This window comes from Pedobacter sp. MR2016-19, from assembly GCF_014947265.1.
Lineage (GTDB): Bacteria > Bacteroidota > Bacteroidia > Sphingobacteriales > Sphingobacteriaceae > Pedobacter.
Genome location: NZ_JADCNK010000017.1, coordinates 41663 through 63438, shown reverse-complemented (window position 1 = coordinate 63438; position 21776 = coordinate 41663). Strand labels below are relative to the sequence as shown.

The window sequence follows — 21776 nt, the reverse complement described above, 5'->3', positions numbered from 1 at the left end:
TTATGAAGAAGTTAATTTTTATCATCGCTATTTTATTTTGGTTCGGAAATTTGAACGCACAAGATTTCTCTAAAATCGATAGTTGGCTCCAAGACCATGCCGATGTAATGGGTGGCAGAGTGTATCTCGTTCTTTATAAAGATGGGAAAGTGGTGTACAGCGAAGGTGTAAGCCAACTGTCTCCAAAACAGAAAATGGTTGGTAAAATTTTAGCAAAAAGACAAGGAAAAACAGTCGATTTTAGTGATTATTCGGCTACAACCAGACAGCAAATTGCCAGTTGCAGCAAATGGCTTAGCGCTGCCTTGGTGATGACTTTTGTTGATGAAGGCAGGCTGAAACTTAGCGACACAGTTGGTAAATATCTTCCGGTTTTATCTAAATCAGGCAAAGGGAATATCACCATTAGCGAATGCCTATCGCACATGACTGCCATAAAATCGCCTGATTTAAAAGAGAGTTTAAGCGAAATGCGACAAACCAATAGCATGGATGAGGCCATTCAAATGATTGCTGCTTTGCCTATGGAGGGCGAACCCGGAAAGGTTTTTCGATACAGCAATACAGGATTGCAAATCGCCGGAGCAGTGATTGAAAAAATCAGTGGCAAAAGTTTCGAAACTTTGTTTGCTGAAAGAATAGCTACGCCTTTAGAGATGAAAAATACCGATTTCGGAAAAGGTAAAGTTGCATTGCCTGCAGGTGGGGCGAGCAGTACACCAAACGATTATATGAATTTTCTTACTATGGTTGTAAATAAAGGCATGTTTAATGGCAAGAGCATTCTATCAGAGAATAGCGTGAACCAAATGCAAATTAACCGTGTAACCGGTGAGGTTAACAAAGTATATACACCCACCGAGGCGGGTGATTTTGGTTATGGCTATGGAGAATGGATAATGGAAAATAGTACAGCCAATAAACCGAGTAACGCCGTTACCAGTCCGGGATTATTCGGTAGTTTTCCATGGGTTGATAACCAAAAGAAAACCGCTGGTTTCTTGATGGCCTTTTATCTTAATAATAAAGGAAGACACGAATACTATGTTGATTTGAGGAAGTTAGTTGATAAGGCCTTGAAGTAAAAGTAGTTTCAATGCGCATTGCTGACAAGGAAATGCTTGTTTTAACCATGCATTATGATCCATCTTTGCCCGGTAATTCAAGAGAAGTTACTAATACTTCTTCTTACTTCTGTACTACCCTCTGACTTTGTTTGCTACTGATTAAAAGCACATCTTTCGATGTGCTTTTTTGTTCAGATCTATCTATAACTAATTTGAACTGGAGATGAAATCAAACCATTCTTATTTATGCAATCTTTGGCACAGGGAACTATACAGACGCCAGCTCGAATATCGTTATTTCCGGCAAAATCCCAATTCGGCCTGGATACCCTAAAAAGCCATATCCAACATTGACGTAAAGCTGTTGGGCATCTTGTTTGTAGAGGCCTGCCCACTCATTATAACGGTATTGAATGGGACTCCATTGGAAATCTTCGGTCCTCACCCCCAATTGCATCCCATGGGTATGTCCGCTAAACATGGCATCGATCTGGGGATATTTTGGAATAACCTCAGCTCTCCAGTGAGAGGGATCATGGGACAGGAGTAACTTAATAGGGCAGTCATCTGTATTTTCTACCGCTAAATCTATTTGACCATACCTTGTGAATCCTCCCAGACCCCAATTTTCTACCCCTATAACAGCCAGTTGCTCATTATTTATTTTCAAGATCCGGTTTTCGTTAAGCAGCAGATCCCAGCCCATATTTCCGTGCGTTTTTTTGATGTCTGCTAGATTCCGGGCCTTTCTTAGCGAGTTTGCGGGGCCAAAATGATAATCTCCATAGTCATGGTTTCCAAGAATTGAAAAAACACCCAATGGCGCCTTTATCCTGGAGAAAAGGTCCTGATAATCCCTCATTTCATTCGCAAAATCATTGACCAGGTCACCGGTAAAAAAATGCAATCGGGTTTTTCCCTTAACAGCATTTCAATCCCTCCTTTGACCGCATTTTTATAAAAGAAACTGCCCGAGTGGATATCCGAGATCTGTGCAATTTTTAATCCTACAAATGCTTTTGGCAGATTATTTAAACATAGTTTTTGAAATTTAACCTGATAGTCGTATGCCCCTGAAACCATGCCTTTGCTTAAAGCGGCCAAGGGGACAGAGGCTGCCAATATTCCAGCTTTAGTCAAAAACGCTGACCTTGTAATGGCCGGTTTTTTTTCCAGATGTTCAGAATTCCTTTTTTTTATTTGCTGATTGAATAACCAGTTATATAGCCTTAGGCCTGTTCTTCTCAGATCGTCGATCAAAACAAACAGGATAAAAAAGACTTTAGAAACCGTGCTAAGCAAAATGACTACAGTCAGCACGGTCCTGACCCATTCCTTAAGTTCAAGGAACACATTACAGAAAACATCAAGGATAATTAATGCCGAAAAAAACCAAAATAGAGTTTTGAATTGCTTTTTATAGGTGAAACTGAACGATTTTATTGCAGAGTATATGTAAAGGTCGATTAATACGAAGACTAAACTAGCAATTAAAAAACCGGCTATTTGTCGCTGCATTGTTAACTTAAATGATTACAGCACTTAAGCTGCAGGTTATGAAATGGTAAATGTCAGATTTATACCAGGGCTAAACTGAAAATGTGTTTTTATTTTATCTCAGGCAGTTTGAATGGTTTATCAAACATTGATGAAACGATGTTTTTTATAAATTCTTCCTTACGGATCCGCTCACCATTGGTATTATAGGAAATTGAAACATCACCGTCAATATTGTGTATGACAACCGCATGAGATCCGATTGCATCACCACCATGACCATAGAATTCAGTGCCGTCAAAATCCCATCTGGCCAGGCCCCTACCCCAGGTTTCAGCTGAGGCATCAGGCATCATGATCCCCAAAGACTCCTTACTGACGATTTTATACTTAAACAGATTTTCTATGAAGATATTGAGTTCCCCTGGAGTGGAGGAAATATCGCCTACGCCTATAATATTCAAAAAGTCGATATCCTTAATTTGCTGCCAGGCGTTTTCTTTAAATTGGTAAGGCTTTAACACATTCTTGGGATGGGATTTAACTGAAGCAAAACTTTTCAGCTTTAATGGCCGTGCAATTTCGCTATTAACTAGTGTATGATAAGGCCTGCCATATTTTCTTCAACAATTTTTGCCAAAAGATAATAAGCACTATTGGAATATGCTACCTTCTCTCCGGGTTCAAAACTAACGCCCTGTTGGATGATCAGATCAAAAATCTCTTTTTCGGTTACTTTTTCAGTTACCCATATCTCACCGTTCCTGACCACATAACTCCCAAGCCCACTCGTATGCCCTAACATATTTTTAATGGTTATTTTTTTTGAATTGGGTACTTGCGGAAAAAAATCTGATAGCTTGTCATCCAGGCTTAATTTCCCTGCTTCTACCAGCTTGAAAACCAAAGCCGCAGTTACCATTTTAGTGACAGATCCCACCTGGTATTTCTTTTCGGCATGGTCAACAACACCAGTAAGGTTTTTCTGACCAAAATCCCTGCTATAAATCTCTTTACCCTCCTTAAATATTGATAAACTTCCGATCCCTAAATTATTGTTTTCGATATACTTCAGGTAAGCGTCAACCTTTGGAATATTGATGGTCTGAGAAAAAATGGATTTCGAGATAAGTAGCGATATAATAAGTAATTTGAATTTCATCGATATTTTTTTTTATTGACAATAGTTTTCGCCGCAAAAAGGAAGATTCTAAGGTACTATTTAATTCTGATCTGCTCATCATTTATACTGTTTGTTCGTTCACGGTTTGCCTCATATTAAACAAATTATACTGTCAACGTAGTCGGTTAAAGGTGAGTGATTACAAGAGTAAAAGCCTCCTTTAAGTTTTGAAGTACTTCACAACTTTCGCTAATTCCTTCAAATCAGCTAAGAAAAAGTTCGACATTTGTCCAGTAAGGGCTACTGAGAAGAAACTCATCGAAAGATGGGGTATTATCTCCGGATAAAAATGGTTATTTTTGCCCGGTGAGAAATGTTTGGATATACCTGATGGTCTTTCTTTATTCTTTTAGTAATCCCGGAACGATGGAATTACTAAAGGCGCCATATATCGCGATCCATTTCCTCGAACACCGTGCCCTGAACCATAGGATTAGCTTTGCAGACTTTATTGCCATGCACTACCTTGGGAAGGATATCAGGGATAATGATGCTGACAAGGACCTCAAACTACCTTTCAAAAAGATTATTCATGGCTCCCATCAAACGCTTTTCCAGCATACGGTTAAAGCAAATCTGCCATTGGCAGCAATAAGTGTACATCCTGTATCAGGTTTTCCATATGATGATGAACTCGCTTTTGCCTCATCGATTAAACTTTTCAGGCCACCAAAACCTGAAGCCACGCTATTCAGTTAATCGTTTATCAATTTGGTACTAAGCTCAGCTATGCACCTGGGTGTATTTCTGTTTTGTAATTTATCTTAATTTCTATGGAGCCTTTAAAAAGAAGCTCATCTGCGGAAGCTATCCGCACCACCCAGTTGGGCATTATCATCAGTATTGTGCTGATTTTTGTCAAAGGGATCTCTGGCCACCTGGGCCACTCTTATGCACTTATTGCCGATGCCACCGAGTCTGGTGCAGATGTAATCAGTTCAGGGCTGCTCTGGATTGCACTTAAATATGCACAGCGGCCACCTGATAAGGGACATCCGTACGGACATGGTAAGGCTGAACCGGTGGCAGCCATCCTTATCGGATTTTTTCTGCTTGCAGCTGCAGGCTGGATCGCTTACCATTCGGTTGAATTCATTCGCACGCCGCATGATATTCCCAAAAAATATACCCTTATTGTACTTGGAATTGTTGTTTTAACAAAAGAGTTCCTCTTTCGCCATGTCTATTCAATTGGCAAGAGATTAGGCAGCCAGGCGGTAATTGCCGATGCCTACCACCATAGGAGTGATGCGATTACTTCAATTGCTGCATTCATCGGTATTTCTTTAGCCATTTTCTTAGGAAAAGGTTATGAAGGTCTTGATGACTGGGCAGCACTGATCGCCTGCCTTTTTATCATCTATAACGCTTTTAAGATCATCCGGCCTGCCTTCGAGGAGATTATGGATAAGGCGCCTGCTGATGAACTCGTTTCGGCAATTAGTCATATTGCCTCTCTGCATGTAGAAGTGAAAAGAGTGGAGAAGTGTTTTGTAAGAAAAATGGGCCTTGACTATTATGTAGATATGCATATCGAGGTGGATGGCAATATCAATGTGTTCCACGCCCATTCGGTCGCCCATCAGGTTAAAGATGAGCTTCTGGCATCAGATCTGCACATCAAAGATGCGCTCATTCATGTTGAACCTTATGATTTATAAATTGTTATGATAGAAAAAAGATTTAATCTGGCCAGCCGTGTGATACACTGGGCCATTGCCTTTGCCATCATATTCCTGCTTTTAACTGTTTTTTTAAGGCTTGGGTGGATGAATAAGGATGCTATGGGAGAGATTTTGAGGGAAGCGCTTCAGAAAAAAGGAATTCAGCTTTCACAAGCTGATGCCGCTGCAATCGGGAAAGAAATCCGCAGGCCGATGTGGAGCTATCATGTCATTACCGGGTACGTTCTTATAGGTTTATATTTGATTCGGATGGGCATTACTTTTATTCAGGGAATTGCTTTCAAAAACCCTTTTTCAAAACAGACCTCTCCTAAAGATAAGTTCAAGTCATGGCTCTACATCATTTTTTATGTTCTTTTTGCTACCTCGCTCTTCACCGGTTTTATGATGGTAAACGGCCCGAAGGAAACAAAGGAAATTATGGAGGCCATCCACGTAAAATCACTTTATTATATGCTTTCCTTCATCGGTCTGCATATCGGTGGTGTTCTTCTTGCTGATATCGGCAGTGAGCCGGGCATAGTGTCAAAAATGATAAGAGGGGATTTTAATATTAAGAATGAGGACGTTGCTCAGGGGCCTGATCATAATGATTAAGTAAACCGCAGTCCAGGCAATTGCTGTTGCCTGGATCTTTTGCTATGCAACCTTTTGTTTAAAAAACATCGTTAGCTATGAACCGATTTTTATTTTGTTTTGAATGGTTTTTCCATATATTTCTATGGCGCAAAGTAAAAAACTCATCGAAAGATGGGCTTTTTTTTGGTTGATAGGATGAAGTTTTGCGCACGCGTGCGCTAGCTAGGGGATTCTTTATCTAAAGAATTAATCTTGGTTGTAATTTATTATCTTATACTTTTAGACTGAATTAGGAAAGTTTTCAACTATAAATGAAATAATAATTCATTATCTAACTAGATTGTATCAGCTCTAAGATTCGTACCATCCTGAAAGCTGCATATAACATCTTTCTTCAGTATCATCATCTTGCTTCCACCATTTAGCAAGACTTAGCCTAACCAATGTATTTGCAGGTATTATTAATTTAGGTTCTGGAATGCCTTTATACTTAATTTGACGATGAACAAAAGCATTAGTTTCATACAAGTAATAATCTCCCTGTAAAGTCAACGGCTTATCGCTTAACCAGAAACCAACGCTGTGATCGATATCACTATTTTCATTAGATATATAGCCTTTTCCCCAAGATGTCCACTCCAGTTTTCCATAGAAGGTATTCTCAATGCTACCACGCCATATAGGCACACTTAAATTTTTAATGTATTCCGCGAGATTATTGATCTTCTGAACAATAATCTGAGTCTGAACCATTACATCTTCATTGTGTGGTTTGCGAATTGATCTGCTAACCATGTAAGTAATATCCCAAATATCTCCAACGTTTAGTGGAGTATCGGCATCTTGATAGTAGCCATTAGCATTTAAAAGTCTTAAATATTTATTTGAGCCGAGCTCCATTGCGCCTACACAAACATGTGAACCATATTTTGTTTTTGAGAGAATTAATACCTGCATTTTGAGAGGTTTTTAGGTTATCTAGAGATGGATTATATTGTATTTATACGTAGCGAAAAGTTTATTGGTTACCAAGGAGCGATGGCAGGCTTCAGGATGTTCTTCGACACAGAAAAGAACTATATTTTTCGCCCCAGCATTGTCCAATACCTCAAAAAAATAATCGAAATTAAACTGATTAAGTACCTTATTTTTATATTCAATAACGAATACTTTACCTAGCTCTTGCCTATCTCTTTTTAGTTCTCGTTTCTGACTGTCAACAGCTTTTTGCAATTCCCTTATTTCACTCGTAGGTGCAAGTTCGGGAACATAGCCATATTTGATATTAAGGGACAATAATTTTTCTTGTAATCTATTACTGTTGACGAAAGCATATTTGCTCCCTCGAACACCTCTGCGTTGTCTGATGTCGCAAAAGGTATCTATTTTATTATCTAATAGCTTTTTAAAAAATACTTTTTCGTCTGAGTTATATACTCCAATAGTAAAAAAATTCATATTACAAATAAGCTTTTCTTGATCTAGTATTAGCTGAACTCCCAAATAGGTCAGTATCCGAAAAGCCCTTGTTAAGTTCCCTAATTACTATCGCTTGGTCTTTTACTTTGCCTTTCTCATCGATATGCTGAAGGTTTATATGTTGGCTTTCCAATACCCTTCCAATGAGCTTACTTCTGTGACATTCACAAGGTTTACTTTCGCTACACATGATGATTGCCTTGACGCCTTTTTCATAGGCTAATTTCAATCTATCGATGCCTTTAAGGAAAAACTCTTTTTCTTTAACTTTGTCATAATTAACTTTTCCTTCTTCATCATAGCAAGTAGGATCCTTAGGTCTCCCACCAATTGAATCACCCATAAAAACGTATCTAATTCCATTATTTTCAAGTATAGTTTTTAACTCCAATTGATTGTACTGTGGATTAAACTTAGAATAAGGCTTAGACCTTACATCAATTAAAAAATCGATACTGAACTGTTTCAAGGTCGAGAGAAAATCTTCAGTCTTTCTACTTCCATGTCCAATTGTATATAGTGACTTTGTTTTCATACCCAAATATAAATAATTATGAAGATAAACAATATAGATGCTTTAAAATGATAATTCACCTGACACCACTTTATCTTCATAATCATAAAGTGTAAAACTAAGCGGTGCTTTTGTTGGGTTATTAGCAAAGTTATCTTTAATTAAATCGAAGTATTTATCAGCCTTTTTATAAGCTATACTGTCACTTTCTCCAACAATTGTTTCATCGTTCGAAAATCCATGTGGGATACCCTCTTCATTTGTAGACATATAAAGAATACGCATCTTATACTCTGTCTTATTAGGAGAACAGCCAAAAAAAAATAGAAAAACAGAAGCTAGAAGAAGAAAGTTTAGATGTTTATTCATTTTAATTTGTTTATTATGTCTACGCTTGCCGTGCTTTAGCAAGTACGCTAACTCTATTTAATTTATTGAAACTGAACTATTAGAAAATTATTTTATTATTCATCTTGTATACTTATTTTCGCACAATTACAATAAGCTAAAAAGAATGTAGGTTTACATTAATGCCTTCTTGGGGCTGATCTAGTATGTGGACTAACATAAGTACCATCTTTGCGTGTATAACCTTTTACATGCACAGAACCTCCTGATGAACCAGTTGATTCAGTTGTAGTTCTTATTGTTGCCGATGGCGTATAACTTGAGTATGGATTTAACAACCTACCGTACTTATAATGTGATGTTAGTACACCATTATAAGTGTAACCAAAATCCGTTGTAAATACTAAGTCATTCAGCTGCTTTTCAGTTAACTTTTAAGTGGTTTCCAGGCACCATGCGTGAACTATAACCGTTAGTTAAACCATATCGTGCTGGTGTTTTCCATGACAGCATGCATAATGCTACTAAGAAAGAGAGTGTTAATCTGTTCATCAGGCGTTATAAGTATATTGTTTAATAAATTTCTCTGATCATACCAAAATGTTAGGCTAAAGTGTAGTTCTTACATTAACCTTAATTTTTAATAAATTGAGATAGTCTTTATTTATTCAAAAGTAAATACAAAATATAATTCGAAAATACGGTAAACCGTAATCCATCGCTAGCGCACGCATGTCGTGTGTGAGTTTTTTGGATTCAACAAATCTATATCCCCATCTCCGGCGCCCCAATCCCCTCATACTCCTCCACAATTTCTGATCTAGCACTCCTGATTATTCTTTTATCATCCAAATGGATAAAATAGAGCCTATTTTCATAAAGTTTGAATTTTAATGTAAGAAATTAAAGTTATGGTCTACTAAAGAAGAAAAGACCCGGTTATGAAAAAAGCAATTTTGATTTTTACCTTTATTTTAGTCTCGGCCATTTCTACACATGCGAACCGCTTGAACGAACCATTTACAATACAGGTAAGTGGCAAAGGGCAAGCCATGATATTTATACCTGGTGCAACCTGCAGTGGTGAGGAATGGGAAAGTACAGTAGCGCATTACAATAAAAAATTTGAGTGTCATGTTTTCACGCTCGCAGGATATGCAGGTGTTCCACCGTTAAGTGGTGGCCCATATCTAAGCACTTTTAAATCGGCATTAATAAATTATATCAGAGCCCATAAACTCAAAAACGTCATTCTCGTTGGACATTCCATTGGTGGCTTTCTTGCACTCAATATTGCAGCCGAAATGAAAGATGCATTAAGCATGGTTATCGTGATTGATGCGATGCCTTTTTATGCTGCTGCTATGAACCCCAATGCCCAAAGTGGTTTTAACGAGACACAGGCAAAAACATTGCTGACGCAATACAATAAGATGAACGATGCACAGCTCAAAGCCTACCAGTTGAATGTTGCAAAAAGCCTGTGTGCAGATTCAACCAGATGGGATGCGATCGCGACATGGGGCGCAAACTCAGACCGTAAAACAATGGCTTATACTTTTACCGAAATGATGAGCGAGGACATTCAGGACAAAATTGCATCGATACATGTGCCGGTATTGGTACTTGCTGCTTTTAAAGAATCTCCTCAGTTTATTGGCTTTACGCGTGAATATGTTAGCAGAACCTTTCAAAAGCAGTATGCTAAATGCAAAACCTGTACAATAAGGGTAAGCAACAATGCCAGGCATTTTATCATGTTTGATGAGCCAAACTGGATGTTAGCCGAAATGGATACTTTTATAACCAAATTATAAATAAAACTGTGCCAGAGAACAATCGCGATCAGCAGGGATACTTTAATGAGCTGGTTAAGGCCAATCATGCAAGCATTTACCGGATTTGCAGAGCCTATCTTTACGATATTTCTTATGCAGACGATCTGTATCAGGAAATCCTTTTTCAGATCTGGAAGAGCATTCAGAATTTCAAAGGGAAATCAAAAGTGAGCACCTGGATATACCGGATTGCAGTAAATACTGCCATTGGTTTCAATTCCAAAAACAAGCGCCATGATTATCTGCCCATTCCTGATGCATTCCAAATTCCTGATATTGAACAAATCCCCGAAAAGATGGAACAGGAAGCAAAGCTGGAAAAACTCAGGTTCTGTATAAGTCAGCTTGCTGCTCAGGACCGCATTATCATTTCACTTGTACTCGAACAGAAAAGCTATAAAGAAATCGCCGAGATTACCGGTGCAAGTTTAACCAATACCGGCGTACGGATAAACCGCATTAAAGAACGTTTACTTAACCTCATGGAGAATAAAAAATGACAAATTTTCAGGAGCTTCAAAACAGCTGGCTTTCGCAGCCGGTTGAAAACAATACCATAGACCATGCCGCTCATGTTGTACAGGATAAATGGGAAAAACATCAGCGCAAACTGCGCAGATCTAATATCTGCATGAGTATTGGCTTCATCATTGCAAGTTCGGTAATTACCTGGGTATATTTTACTTACCACAACGAATACAACTGGCCTTTTGATATGAGCATTGCTTCGGCCTTTACCCTAATGGTTGTCTTTGCTGTCTTAAGCTGGAAAAGTTATGACTTCAAAAAAGATCAGCGCGATATTTCGGGTATTGAATACCTGGACAATCAGATTGGAAAACTCAAATGGCAGAAGAAAATGCTGACAAGATATGTATGGGTGTATTCGGTTTTGCTATATCTGGCGCTGGTTGGATATATTGTCGAAATCACAAAAAGAGGAAGTTTACTTTTTACCCTGACAGCCCTGGCCATTACTACCGCTTATATTGCAGCAGTCTCTTTATGGAACAGATTTTATAAACAAAAAAAACAGCTAAAAATGATCGATGACCTTCTTAAAGATTTTGAGCAGATGCGAAGCGGAATGGAATAAAAATCTATACGTATCCGATATTATTCATTGAATAATAGAAGTCTTGTTACAGAAATGCATATTGAATGTATTGGAAAATTAATCGCTTTGAACGGACTCGCCTTAACATGAGGAACGTTGCTTTGCTTAAAACATAGCATCATTTAAAAGGGAAATTTGATAAATTTTAACTATCAGATTTAATGATCTGTGTATTGTTAGTAGTGGATTTATAAGCACCTAAATTTTGTTTTAACACTGAGGTTATTAAATACTAAAATTTTATTTTTAGCACAAAACCACCACTACCAATACACAGCGTTATATCAAGGTTTACTATTCGATTGGAATGCAGAAATCAACAATTGCCTTTCTTTCCGGATGTTCATTAAAGTTGTTATGATAAACCTCAAATGGCTTTTTATCAGCTTTTTTATATCCATTTTCGTTCATCCATAAAAATAATCCCGTCCAGGATTTTTCGAATTCATTCAGACCAATTTCAAAACTGCCTACAATAAATTTTCCTTTTTGAATTGAAGTTAGCCCAATTTCGCCATTTACTTCAACTGGTTTATTTAGTAAGATTGCAGCACTCCTTCTTACTTTGCTGGCTTCTGTAACTTTAAAACTGTCGTGGTAAATTGTGACCATTTTAGTTTGCTCATTAATCAAACCTTGAGGTGTAGCCCATTTCATTAATGTTTGATAAGCAGATTCAAGGTTTTGTGTGCCAATACTTGATACATAAGCCAAATCCATTTTGGGCATTTCTTTAATTTCAATTTTTGCATTCATTTTTATCCATTTTTTAAGGTTATCAATGATGCAAATGTATTTTTCAGAATCGGGGTACTCTTGTCCGTTCTTGCTTTCAAGTTGACAAATCTTGCTATGTCTATTCGGATTTTGCAGTTTAAATTCTTTTGGACTTATTCCGAAATACTTTTTAAAAGCTCTTGAATATGAAGAATTGTCACTGAAACCGTATCGATGTGCTATTTCAGATGTTGTTATATTTTTATGCAACAGGGCTAAAGATGATTTTTCAATTTTCTGTCTATTTACATATTCGTTTAATGTTTCACCTGTAATAAATTTGAAAATCCTATGAAAGTGGAAAGGTGAGAAAAAAGCAATCTCTGCAATTGTATTTAATGACAAATCAGCATCCAGGTTTTCATCAATAAATTCAAATACCCGGTTAATTCGATTTTGATAATCGGCCTGTATTTCTTTATTTGTGATGGTCATTTTTTTAAATGCTGTTCAGCTGGCTTATGTATAAAACTATCAGACATCTAAATTCAAATTGGAGAGGACACGTATTTAAACTTAGCGATTTTCTATATATCAAATCTAAAAAAATCCTACAACATTAAAATAGTGGCTTAATTATACCATATGCAAATGGCTTTAAAATTGTATAAAGTGTGCATTTATTGTACCCAGTAAAACTATCAAAAAAACGGTCGTTTTTAGAGAAAATGTTATTGAACCTAAATAACTGCATTATAACAAGTTGTAAATGAATATAAAATGATTTAATACATTCCTATCAACAGTTGGCCAGCCCAGCGCACATTCATTGTCAGAAGGTCAAACCCGCCTATTTCAGCATTATCAGCACATCTGGCTTCCATCAAGAATCAATGCTTGACTACTCATTTGGAATTACCATCATCGAGTTCCAATCTAAACAATTCGGATGTAAAAAAACCATCTTCGTTGAATAGATACCGTGCCTTCAGAAGCTTAAAAACGTTTAAAATAAGCTTTGTGACCACTTTAAAAAGAAATCTTGTGAGCAATATAGACCGTAAAAGAATGCTAATGGATGAGTAGTGGACACATTGAATTCCCCATATTAATTCAGAAATTATTTAGCTTACAGTAAAGCATTTATCACATGACTGCGCCTGTTATATAATCCCCCGGTCTTTAAAATGGCAGATTAATTGGGCTAGAGTAGAAACATCAAAGACTGTTTTTAGACGGCTGAGCGACTTTTCGACGCTGCTTAAACTATATGGCATGATATTATGTTCCCTTAAATAATCCGCTACCCACTTCTGAGACCGGCCTTCTGCAATCAAGTTAATGATGATCATCTCGGTCGAGGTCAGCTCGTAGATAATTCCATCACCCTTTGTCCGCTGCAGATTTTGGGGGTAAAACCGCTTGCCCTGATAAATAGCGTTGATTGCAGACCTGAAATGAACTTTCGCGCCACGGCCTTTAGTTACATAACCGTTGATGCCTAAACCTGAGAAAAGTGAGTCCGCGGTAGTTTTAAGGTCATTAACTGAAAACACAAGGACTTTTATATCCGGTTGTATACCTTTCACAGCCCTAATCAGTTCAGATCCTGATGGAATCTCCTGCTTTCGGAAGTCTTCTTTAAAAGAAAGATCAGTAATCAATAATTCATAAGGATTTCCATCCCGAACTGCTTTCTTAACCCGGCTGAACGCATCATCACAATAAGACACGTAGTCACGTTTCTCCAGCACAATACCCAACGCTTCAAGCGCCGCACCCAAGGAATCATTCATAAAATCCTCATCTTCGGCTATGAGCACTTTTTTAAACATCGATTATAAAATTTTAGTCTGCTTTGAACAACTTATTCAAAGATAAGCGTCGCACAAACCCCAGCGTTACGGTTTTCCGTAATATATGCCAGTTTTTTAGCTATTAGTGCCATCCTAACGGCGTCAATTCCACTTTAGGATGGCCTAACCTAACAAACAGATTTGTTAATATCCTTATATTATGCCTGCTTAATTTTTCGAAGCATACAATGCCGAATTTTTATCAAACAAGTTTTTACAGCTGGCAGAACAAAAGTGATAGTCTTTTCCTTTATAGGCAGAGAAGTATTTTGAACGCCCCTTTGGTACCGTCATCCCACAAACTACATCTTTTTCATCGGTATTGGTGGTTTTAGAAATACCGTCATGAGCAGTAGTATCAACCATATGGTCGTGCTTCATCTTGTTCATATCCATCCCCTGGTTTACACCAATCACTTTTCCATCTGCCGGTTTCCATTTGTCATACTCCATAATTGAGGTAACAAACAAAGCCTCCTTTAGTCCTTTCATTTTTTCTACTACATGCAAAGCACCGTCAATACCGGCCGATACACCCGCAGTAGTGAGGATTTTGCCATCCTCAACAAACCTTACATCACTGATAAATCTGGCCCTGGGCGTTATTTTTTGCAGGGTATCTATAGCGCCAGAATGGGTGGTTGCAGTCTTACCATCCAGTAACCCGGCTTTTGATAGGATTGCAGCACCAGTACAAACCGACATCGTTAGTTTGGTATGTGCATTTACTTTAGTGATCCAATCCATTACCTCTTTATTTCCGGTTACAAGCCTAATATCACCCAGTTGTCCCCCAGGCAGAACAAGTATATCTGGCAGGGGAGCATTGGAAATTGTAAAATCAGGATTCATGCTTAATGTATTGTTCTTGGTGCTGATCTTACCTGAATTGACGGATATCGTGTAAACCCGGAAGTACTTGCTGTTGCTAAATACTTCAGCAGGGCCGGAAAAATCCAAAAGCTCTACGCCTGGATACACCAGTATACCTACCTTTATGCGCTCATCCCCTATGGGCGTTTTATGGTCCTTTTTTTCTTCAGCCTGTTTACATCCAAAACCGAGTATACCAGAGCATATCACTAAACCAGTGGCTATTATATTTTTAAAATTTTTCATGTTCATAGTATTACATGGGGTCAATTTACTGTTTGACTGAACCCTGTTTTTTTTTCCAGTTGCGGTCAAACTTCATCCCATATGGCGCTACAGGCCACTTTTCCTGCTCGTGGGGCGTGTACTGTATGGCACGGCTCAACATCGCAGCAATTGAATCGCCGCTGTATTTTTTGATCAAATGAAGCGCACCATCCATTCCAGAAGTAACGCCCGAACAGGTAATCACTTTTCCTTCATCTACATACCTCACATCTTTAACCAGGGTTAAAGCCGGATATTGGGTCTGAAAATCATCTGCTATAAAATAATGGGTGGTTGCTTTATGATTATCTAATATACCCGCTTTACCGAGCAGGTAAGATGCGGTACAAACGGACATCATCACTTCCACCCGACTTTGATATTTTTTAAGCATGCCAATCACTTTAGGATCAAGACACATCGTATCCATCAGGCCGAAACTGCCACCGGGAATAACCAGGATATCCGGTTTAGGCATTTCACTTTCCAGATAGTCTGCAGTGAGTTTCAATCCATTTCCCTGCGTGCTGATTTGTTCTCGCTGCAAGGCAAACGTGTACACCTTATACTGCCCCTTAGTTAGCCCGGCGGCCTTCAAAAAAACATCAGCAGGACCGTTCAGATCGCCCAGGCCAACACCCGGATAGATGTATAAGGCTACATTTAATTTTTTAACGGGGCTGGTTTCCTGCTGGGCAAAGGCTAATAAACAGCATAAAAGAAAAGGTAATAAAAGTAATTTTTTCATGATTGATAGATTAAAATTTAACAGTTAAGCTGGCTACGAATCTGCGTAAGCCACCTGGGGTAATGGTTCCGAAACCACCATTATAAAATTTTGTATTTATAATATTTTCTGCATTCAAACCAAAACGATATCTTGCCTTGCTGTAGAATACAGCCGCATTGAGCAGCGTGTAACCGTTCAGATAAAACTGGCCAGCGGTGGTATTGTTGATGATGTAATTCCTGCTGTAGAAATTTCCACCAAAACCTAGTCCTAATCCTTTTAGGGCTGAATAAGGTAAAGTATAACTGGCATAGAAGTTTCCTGTTCTGGACGGGCCGGAGTTAACAGGACGCAAACCCGTTACTGTTGCATCAGCAGAAGTAAGCTGGCTATCATTATAGGCAAACCCTGCATTTAAAAGTAATCCTTTAACTGGCCGTGAGAACAAGTCGACCTCCACACCTTTACTATATTGAGTACCTTCCTGTATGGTAAAAGTAGGTCTGTCTACTTCGGTTCTCAGGGTATTTTTTACGCTGATGTCATAATAACTTAGGGTAGCGGTCAAAAAATCGCCAGCCAGTTCAGCTTTAATCCCGCCCTCCAGCTGGTTAGCAAATTGGGGTTTAAAGGTTGATACTGTTCCGTCTGGTTGCGTTACAGGAGCAACATTCTGAAAACCATTGGTATAATTGCCAAAAACAGATACGCGGTCTTTAATCAGCTGATAAACCAAACCCATTTTCGGAGCAAAGGCAGTCTGGTTATAGTTACCGCTAGTCACATTAGTGGTTACATTGGTGGTACCTTCATTCATAAAACGGTCTACCCGTAAACTTAGCATTGCGGAAAGCCTGCCGGTAAGATTCAGCACATCGGAAACATAAGCAGCGTATGTATTCAATTGAGACCGGGAATAGGTTGGGGCTAAACCAGCCAGTTTATTATTGATAGACTCCGGACTAATCAAGCCATAATTTGGCATCGCACCTTTAACATTCAGGGTATCAAATGATTTTCGGCCACCTCTCCCATTGAGTGCATTAGAAGAAAAATCAGACGCGTTCTGATAAAATTCAACCCCAATCACAACACGGTTGCGAAGACCCGCTATGTTAAAGTCTCCATTAAAGTTTTGCTGTACCTGCGTAATGGTAGAGAGACTTGTTGGGTACTGCGATACATTTCTTACCAGCGCGCTATCCCCTTTTAACAAAGTAAAAGTTAAATAATTACCTGTGTTTTCTGCGCGCGTATGAATCAGGTTAGTTTGAGACGACCATTGATCTGACAATTTATAGTTGACTTGCCCGTAGATGCTCTGGGCAGGATTTTTAAGTGTTACCGTATTATTGGAATAGGATCTTTTATAATCCAGTGGCAGCGCCGACGGATTGTTTGCGCCTAAGCGGTTAATACCTGGTCCGGCCGGAGTGATCTGCGGCTGCGAAGTACCCTCTCTTTCATAGATTTCTACATCTAAAGAGAAGCTTAATTTATCACTCGCCTGATAAAATAAACTGGGTGCAATAAAAGTACTGCGGATAAAACCTGCATCCTGGAAACTGCCTTCGTAATGTCTTGCAGCATTGATTCGGAATAACACCTTTTTATCTTTAGTCAGTGGCGTATTGATGTCAGCTGTAAAGCGATCCAGATCATAACTTCCGCTCTGGTAGCTAATTTCAATCTTAGCGGTATCCAGTGGCTTTTTTGTAATGCGGTTTAAAACACCTCCAAAGGAAACCAATGAGCTGCCAAACAGGGTTCCTGACGGGCCCTTGATGGCTTCGAGCTGTTCAATGTTGGCCATATCCAAATCAGCTGTTACATAACCTGATACGCCGTTGCGAATGTAGTTACGTGTATTAAAGCCCCTACTGGTATAATATGCAGAAACCGAAGACCAGCCTTTGGCAATTCCGGGGATATTTTTTATGATTCCGTTTAAATCTGTCGCTCCCTGTTCAGTAATCAGCTGATGGGTAACGGTGTTGATGACCTGTGGATTTTCTATATTTTTTAAATCCATTCTTGCCGCATAAGCACTTGCCTGATCGCGATGACGGTTTTTACGCACAGCGACAACTACTTCATTTAATTGCCCGGATGCAGGGTCAAGTTGAAGATTCAGGAAGAGATTTTTTCCGGCAACGATAACAATGTTTTGCTTCTTAGCATTATACCCCACGCCTGAGGCCACTAGTGTATAGTTGCCGGGTATAACATTGCGTAAAATAAAATCACCATTTTCAATGGTTTGTGTGGCATAGTTTGTATCCTCTAACCTGATGGTAATACCAGTCATCGGTTCAGCATTTTTTGAACTGATATTACCCCTAATGGTTTGGGCGGTAATACGGGTACAAAAAAATGACAATATAAAAAGAAAAATATACTTCATAATAATAAAATCAGCGACTGCAGAAACAAGGCCATGGTGTGGCCCAAAAAGCAGCGTTGCTTAAAAGAAACAGTAATTAAACTGAAAGCGGGAACTTACAAAAAGCTTAAAAGATAAGACAAGTCAGCACATACTTATCCCATGCACCTGTAAGGCTATGGTATAAGAAAATATTAAACTTGTTGCAGCGCTATTTTCGGAGGTTGAAAGATAGATATGGAACGCCCGATGGTTTGCGGTACCGGCAATTTAGGATAAACAGTTGCAAAGGTCGGTCGTTGAAATTTTAAATAAAAAACAGACGCAGGCAAGCCTTGCTGGTACCTGCTTTTCATATCTTCGCGTTCCTGTTTTTTCTCTTTTTCGGCAGCCTGCTTTAGTTTTTTCATCAGGTAACATTTACCATTACAATGTAACGACGGGTGGCTTTTGTTTACACAAAGGTTTTCAGCAATATATTTACTATTAATTTCAAATCCTGCATACACAAAAAAACGTGAAAAGCCGGAGCCAAGAAGGGCAATTAATAAACATATTGCGATTAGCCTTTTTAACATTTGCCTGCAAAGATGGGATTATTATGGCTTCTATAGGAGGAAAATATAATGAAAATGAAGTGTTTAACAGTTTTCATCGTTCAGTATACATATCATTTGAACTGGCTTTCGGTGACAAGTTTAATACCCAAAAATCTGCTCCAGACTCAATTTAGTCACCTTGCCAAATTTTTGCATATCCTCCGTTTTTATATCTTTTTCAGAAGCCACTATGCAATAATAATAAGGCTTGTTTGCAACGTTTTGCTTATGGAATTGCTTAACATCTGAAAAGCTTAAAGCTTTCAACCCTGCATATTGGTCGATCCTGGAATCGTGGTCGATATCCAATTGCTGATCCCTGAAGTATGCCCTGATGATTTCCTCTTTATTAATCCGCTCAGTCTCTATTTCATTTATTGCATTGGCTTTCGCAACTTCAAACGTGTGATCTTCTTTTGGTAAATTGTTCAACAATTCGTTCATGCTATTGATGGCATAACCCATTTTATCGGCCTGACAGGTGAGGTATGCAAACATGGTATACGCTTTAGCTTTTTTCTTGGGCGATGAATATAAGGCACCGGTAGAATAAGCCAATGCTTTTGAACCCCTGATGGTTTGGAAAACGACCGAACTCATACCCTGACCAAAATAACTGTTGAACAAATTAATCTTTGCAGATTGAGTGGGATCGAAAGGCCCGCCATTATTGTGTACCCAGCAGACGTCGGCCTGTACCATATTGTATGGTACAAAATAAACCTGGGCCTCGTTCATTGTGGTGTAATTGATTTTTTTAACTGCTGGATCTGCTGCAAATGTATCGGGCAAGGGATGAAACTTTCCAATATCAGCCTTAAAACCGGCTAATGTTTTTGGTCCGTAATAGGTAATGGTATGCTTGTATTTACTAAAGTTATGGATAATTGACAGCAGGTCTGCTGATGAAATATTTTGAATCTCTTTATTGCTCAGCTTATCGTTAAAAGGATTATTTGCGCCATACTGTGCATAAATGCTGATACCCCTAAAAATTTCTTCCTTGCTTAATTTGTTATTTTCCCGCTCTTTGATAATCCCGTTTTTAAGTTCGGCCAAAGCCTGTTCATTGGCTTTACAGTTTGCAAAAATGTATTCGACAAGTTTTACGGCTTTATCAAAATTCTCCTGTAAACCCGTGATGGAAATGGTGGCACTTTCGTTTTCTACAGAAAAGTTATAATCGCAGGCTATCGTATAAAACTGCCACTTAATCTCCTCTACTGTATATTTATCGGTACTTAACAAATTCAGGTATTGCGCAGCATAAGGCAATAACTTTAAGTTCCAGCTGCCAATATCAAATTTGTAAGATAAGCTAAACAGGCTATTCTCTACATTTTGAACGGTCACCACATCGGCAATTCCTACTTTATCCAAATTCAAATCCTTTTTATAATCTAAAAACTTAGGGGCGATCGGTTTCAGGGGCATTGCGTAAACCGTCGTCGCAAATGCCGATATTGCGGAGGGATTGGTATTAATTGGTGTAATGATTGGTTTTTCAACTTTAACCGTTTCTTTATCTTCGCCCTGGTGTTTATAGGCGACCACATAATTGTTTTTGAAGAATTTGTTGGCAAATTCTACGATTTCCTTTTTGGTAATTCGGGCCATCGCCTCCGGCATATTTAAGGTCTTGTCCCAGTTTACACCACGGTTTAGAACGAACTCTGTCACAATTGCATTTACACGCATCCCGTTATCACCAAATTCATAAAGTGAATTCAGCTTGTTATTGGCAACAATTGCTTTGATCAGACTTTCATCGAAATCGCCTTGTTTTAAAAGGGTTATTTGCTCCAGCAATAGCTTTTGAGTTTCTTCCAGGCGCTGTCCCTGTTTAGGCATGGCATACAAACTGAACAGGCCATAATCTTTCATCTGATAATAATTTGCACCTGAGCTTTGCACCTTTTGCTGCTGGTTCAAATTTACGTCCATCAGACCAGCTTTGTCATTTGACATAATACTGGAAATGAGTTTGAGAAGCATACTTTCCCTGGTATTTTGAGCATAGCCTCTATATGAAATCTTAACACTTTCCTTATTCGGACCATAAACATCAATCTGCTGAACTTTAGTCAATGGCTTTTCGGGCGCAGGATGGTATAGCTGCAATGGCTTTGCCTTCATATAGGCGAAAGAGCGGTCAACTTTCCTGATCATTTCGTCCGGATTAAAATCACCGGCAAAAGCAAGCACCATGTTATTAGGCACATAATACTTGTTATAATATTCCCTGATGGCAACCAATGATGGATTTTTCAAATGCGCTATGGTACCGATTACGGTCTGCTGTCCATAGTTATGGGTGGGAAACAACGCGGCTAAAACTTTTTCATCCGTCTTTTCATTATCATTGTCCAAAAGACTGTTTTTTTCTTCATAAACGGCTTCAAGCTCTGTGTGAAAAAGACGAAATACCGGGTGTCTGAAACGCTCGGCCTGTAATGCCAGGAACTGGTCTACCGCATTGGAGGGAAAGTCTTCATTATAATCTGTTCCTTCATAGAGCGTATGGGCATTGGTGGTTTTGCCTCCGATTGATTTCATCATACGATCGTATTCATTGGCAATTGCAAAATTCGAAGCTTCGCCGGAGACTTTATCAATTTCTGCGTAAATTTCCTTCCGTTTTACCGGATCTACCGTTCTCCCGTATTGTCCGTATAAGGCCTCAATTTTATCCAGGAGCGGTTTTTCTTTGGCATAATTAAGGGTACCGAATTTATCGGTACCCTTAAAAAGTAAATGCTCAAGATAATGTGCTAACCCGGTAGCCGTTTTCGGGTCGGTATTGCTACCGGCTCGCACCGCCAACCGGAATTCGATAACCGGATGCTCTGTATTTTGCGACAAAACTACGGTGAGCCCGTTTTTCAGGATGTAAAAGCGGGATTTCGTGGGATCATTGCTTACATATTTGTACGTATAACCATCTGAAACCGCAGTTTTCCATTGATGACCGGACTGCGCCATTAAGTTCGCCTGCGCAAGAAACAGCGTTACGAACATCACTAATCGATATTTCATCAGCATCA

Annotated in this window: 21 protein-coding genes; 7 read left to right on the top strand and 14 right to left on the bottom strand. The window is 38.8% G+C overall.

What is annotated here, in order from left to right; all coding sequences use genetic code 11:
• The first annotated feature begins 2 nt into the window (after positions 1–2).
• On the top strand, positions 3–1085 hold the full coding sequence (locus IM793_RS18770) for a serine hydrolase (RefSeq protein ID WP_193424023.1): 1083 nt from the start codon (positions 3–5) through the stop codon (positions 1083–1085).
• A 250-nt stretch (positions 1086–1335) separates the two neighbouring features.
• Here the strand turns inward: IM793_RS18770 and IM793_RS25185 are convergent, their stop codons facing one another.
• The 3 genes from IM793_RS25185 to IM793_RS25020 form a co-directional block, all read right to left on the bottom strand.
• On the bottom strand, positions 1336–1974 hold the full coding sequence (locus IM793_RS25185; protein ID WP_370629821.1) for a metallophosphoesterase: 639 nt from the start codon (positions 1972–1974) through the stop codon (positions 1336–1338).
• Positions 1975–2674: 700 nt separating this feature from the next.
• The gene (locus IM793_RS25025) at positions 2675–3088 is read right to left on the bottom strand and encodes a hypothetical protein (protein ID WP_370629820.1); all 414 of its coding nucleotides are present in this window, start codon (positions 3086–3088) and stop codon (positions 2675–2677) included.
• Positions 3089–3156: 68 nt separating this feature from the next.
• On the bottom strand, positions 3157–3726 hold the full coding sequence (locus IM793_RS25020; RefSeq protein WP_255512115.1) for a serine hydrolase: 570 nt from the start codon (positions 3724–3726) through the stop codon (positions 3157–3159).
• A gap of 387 nt (positions 3727–4113) precedes the next feature.
• Between IM793_RS25020 and IM793_RS18755 the strand changes: the two genes are divergently transcribed.
• From IM793_RS18755 to IM793_RS18745, 3 genes are all read left to right on the top strand, one after another.
• Positions 4114–4446: a hypothetical protein gene (locus IM793_RS18755; RefSeq protein ID WP_193424021.1), complete on the top strand. Its 333-nt coding sequence runs from the start codon at positions 4114–4116 to the stop codon at positions 4444–4446.
• 74 nt (positions 4447–4520) lie between these two features.
• On the top strand, positions 4521–5408 hold the full coding sequence (locus tag IM793_RS18750) for a cation diffusion facilitator family transporter (protein WP_132401733.1): 888 nt from the start codon (positions 4521–4523) through the stop codon (positions 5406–5408).
• Positions 5409–5414: 6 nt separating this feature from the next.
• Entirely contained in the window at positions 5415–6029 is a 615-nt protein-coding gene (locus IM793_RS18745) for a cytochrome b/b6 domain-containing protein (RefSeq protein ID WP_193424019.1), read from the top strand.
• Positions 6030–6362: 333 nt separating this feature from the next.
• Here the strand turns inward: IM793_RS18745 and IM793_RS18740 are convergent, their stop codons facing one another.
• Genes IM793_RS18740 through IM793_RS18725 form a run of 4 tightly spaced genes read right to left on the bottom strand, consistent with a single transcriptional unit; the run spans position 6363 to position 8373 of the window.
• On the bottom strand, positions 6363–6968 hold the full coding sequence (locus IM793_RS18740) for a hypothetical protein (protein ID WP_193424017.1): 606 nt from the start codon (positions 6966–6968) through the stop codon (positions 6363–6365).
• Positions 6969–6989: 21 nt separating this feature from the next.
• Complete coding sequence (locus tag IM793_RS18735; RefSeq protein ID WP_193424015.1) at positions 6990–7469, bottom strand: DUF488 domain-containing protein; 480 nt, start codon at positions 7467–7469, stop codon at positions 6990–6992.
• Position 7470: 1 nt separating this feature from the next.
• Positions 7471–8025, bottom strand: coding sequence for a DUF488 family protein (locus IM793_RS18730; protein ID WP_193424013.1), 555 nt, complete (start codon positions 8023–8025; stop codon positions 7471–7473).
• 42 nt (positions 8026–8067) lie between these two features.
• Positions 8068–8373 carry a hypothetical protein gene (locus IM793_RS18725; protein WP_193424011.1) on the bottom strand — a complete coding sequence of 102 codons (306 nt, stop codon included), beginning with the start codon at positions 8371–8373 and terminating at the stop codon, positions 8068–8070.
• A gap of 920 nt (positions 8374–9293) precedes the next feature.
• Between IM793_RS18725 and IM793_RS18720 the strand changes: the two genes are divergently transcribed.
• Genes IM793_RS18720 through IM793_RS18710 form a run of 3 tightly spaced genes read left to right on the top strand, consistent with a single transcriptional unit; the run spans position 9294 to position 11286 of the window.
• Entirely contained in the window at positions 9294–10169 is an 876-nt protein-coding gene (locus IM793_RS18720) for an alpha/beta fold hydrolase (protein ID WP_193424009.1), read from the top strand.
• An 8-nt stretch (positions 10170–10177) separates the two neighbouring features.
• Positions 10178–10690: an RNA polymerase sigma factor gene (locus IM793_RS18715; protein ID WP_165902714.1), complete on the top strand. Its 513-nt coding sequence runs from the start codon at positions 10178–10180 to the stop codon at positions 10688–10690.
• On the top strand, positions 10687–11286 hold the full coding sequence (locus tag IM793_RS18710; protein WP_193424007.1) for a hypothetical protein: 600 nt from the start codon (positions 10687–10689) through the stop codon (positions 11284–11286). The genes IM793_RS18715 and IM793_RS18710 overlap by 4 nt, the downstream gene beginning before the upstream one ends.
• Before the next feature lie 315 nt (positions 11287–11601).
• Here IM793_RS18710 and IM793_RS18705 read toward each other — a convergent pair whose 3' ends face one another.
• From IM793_RS18705 to IM793_RS18675, 7 genes are all read right to left on the bottom strand, one after another.
• Positions 11602–12519 (bottom strand): GyrI-like domain-containing protein, encoded by a 918-nt coding sequence (locus tag IM793_RS18705; protein WP_227256317.1) that lies wholly within the window; start codon positions 12517–12519, stop codon positions 11602–11604.
• Positions 12520–13187: 668 nt separating this feature from the next.
• The gene (locus tag IM793_RS18700) at positions 13188–13859 is read right to left on the bottom strand and encodes a response regulator transcription factor (protein ID WP_193424005.1); all 672 of its coding nucleotides are present in this window, start codon (positions 13857–13859) and stop codon (positions 13188–13190) included.
• Between the two features lie 189 nt (positions 13860–14048).
• Complete coding sequence (locus IM793_RS18695; protein ID WP_193424003.1) at positions 14049–14999, bottom strand: DJ-1/PfpI family protein; 951 nt, start codon at positions 14997–14999, stop codon at positions 14049–14051.
• A 25-nt stretch (positions 15000–15024) separates the two neighbouring features.
• On the bottom strand, positions 15025–15768 hold the full coding sequence (locus IM793_RS18690; RefSeq protein WP_193424001.1) for a DJ-1/PfpI family protein: 744 nt from the start codon (positions 15766–15768) through the stop codon (positions 15025–15027).
• Positions 15769–15778: 10 nt separating this feature from the next.
• Positions 15779–18154 (bottom strand): TonB-dependent receptor, encoded by a 2376-nt coding sequence (locus IM793_RS18685; RefSeq protein ID WP_193423999.1) that lies wholly within the window; start codon positions 18152–18154, stop codon positions 15779–15781.
• Positions 18155–18327: 173 nt separating this feature from the next.
• Entirely contained in the window at positions 18328–18543 is a 216-nt protein-coding gene (locus tag IM793_RS18680) for a hypothetical protein (protein ID WP_193423997.1), read from the bottom strand.
• A gap of 288 nt (positions 18544–18831) precedes the next feature.
• Complete coding sequence (locus IM793_RS18675) at positions 18832–21768, bottom strand: pitrilysin family protein (protein WP_193423995.1); 2937 nt, start codon at positions 21766–21768, stop codon at positions 18832–18834.
• Positions 21769–21776: the final 8 nt, after the last annotated feature.

Bases quoted from the DNA above. Each gene is read 5' to 3' on its own strand.
- IM793_RS18770 (WP_193424023.1), top strand. From the start codon at position 3: ATGAAGAAGTTAATTTTTATCATCGCTATTTTATTTTGGTTCGGAAAT.
- IM793_RS25020 (WP_255512115.1), bottom strand. From the start codon at position 3,726: ATGAAATTCAAATTACTTATTATATCGCTACTTATCTCGAAATCCATT.
- IM793_RS18755 (WP_193424021.1), top strand. From the start codon at position 4,114: ATGGAATTACTAAAGGCGCCATATATCGCGATCCATTTCCTCGAACAC.
- IM793_RS18750 (WP_132401733.1), top strand. From the start codon at position 4,521: ATGGAGCCTTTAAAAAGAAGCTCATCTGCGGAAGCTATCCGCACCACC.
- IM793_RS18745 (WP_193424019.1), top strand. From the start codon at position 5,415: ATGATAGAAAAAAGATTTAATCTGGCCAGCCGTGTGATACACTGGGCC.
- IM793_RS18740 (WP_193424017.1), bottom strand. From the start codon at position 6,968: ATGCAGGTATTAATTCTCTCAAAAACAAAATATGGTTCACATGTTTGT.
- IM793_RS18735 (WP_193424015.1), bottom strand. From the start codon at position 7,469: ATGAATTTTTTTACTATTGGAGTATATAACTCAGACGAAAAAGTATTT.
- IM793_RS18730 (WP_193424013.1), bottom strand. From the start codon at position 8,025: ATGAAAACAAAGTCACTATATACAATTGGACATGGAAGTAGAAAGACT.
- IM793_RS18725 (WP_193424011.1), bottom strand. From the start codon at position 8,373: ATGAATAAACATCTAAACTTTCTTCTTCTAGCTTCTGTTTTTCTATTT.
- IM793_RS18720 (WP_193424009.1), top strand. From the start codon at position 9,294: ATGAAAAAAGCAATTTTGATTTTTACCTTTATTTTAGTCTCGGCCATT.
- IM793_RS18710 (WP_193424007.1), top strand. From the start codon at position 10,687: ATGACAAATTTTCAGGAGCTTCAAAACAGCTGGCTTTCGCAGCCGGTT.
- IM793_RS18705 (WP_227256317.1), bottom strand. From the start codon at position 12,519: ATGACCATCACAAATAAAGAAATACAGGCCGATTATCAAAATCGAATT.
- IM793_RS18700 (WP_193424005.1), bottom strand. From the start codon at position 13,859: ATGTTTAAAAAAGTGCTCATAGCCGAAGATGAGGATTTTATGAATGAT.
- IM793_RS18695 (WP_193424003.1), bottom strand. From the start codon at position 14,999: ATGAAAAATTTTAAAAATATAATAGCCACTGGTTTAGTGATATGCTCT.
- IM793_RS18690 (WP_193424001.1), bottom strand. From the start codon at position 15,768: ATGAAAAAATTACTTTTATTACCTTTTCTTTTATGCTGTTTATTAGCC.
- IM793_RS18685 (WP_193423999.1), bottom strand. From the start codon at position 18,154: ATGAAGTATATTTTTCTTTTTATATTGTCATTTTTTTGTACCCGTATT.
- IM793_RS18680 (WP_193423997.1), bottom strand. From the start codon at position 18,543: ATGAAAAAACTAAAGCAGGCTGCCGAAAAAGAGAAAAAACAGGAACGC.
- IM793_RS18675 (WP_193423995.1), bottom strand. From the start codon at position 21,768: ATGAAATATCGATTAGTGATGTTCGTAACGCTGTTTCTTGCGCAGGCG.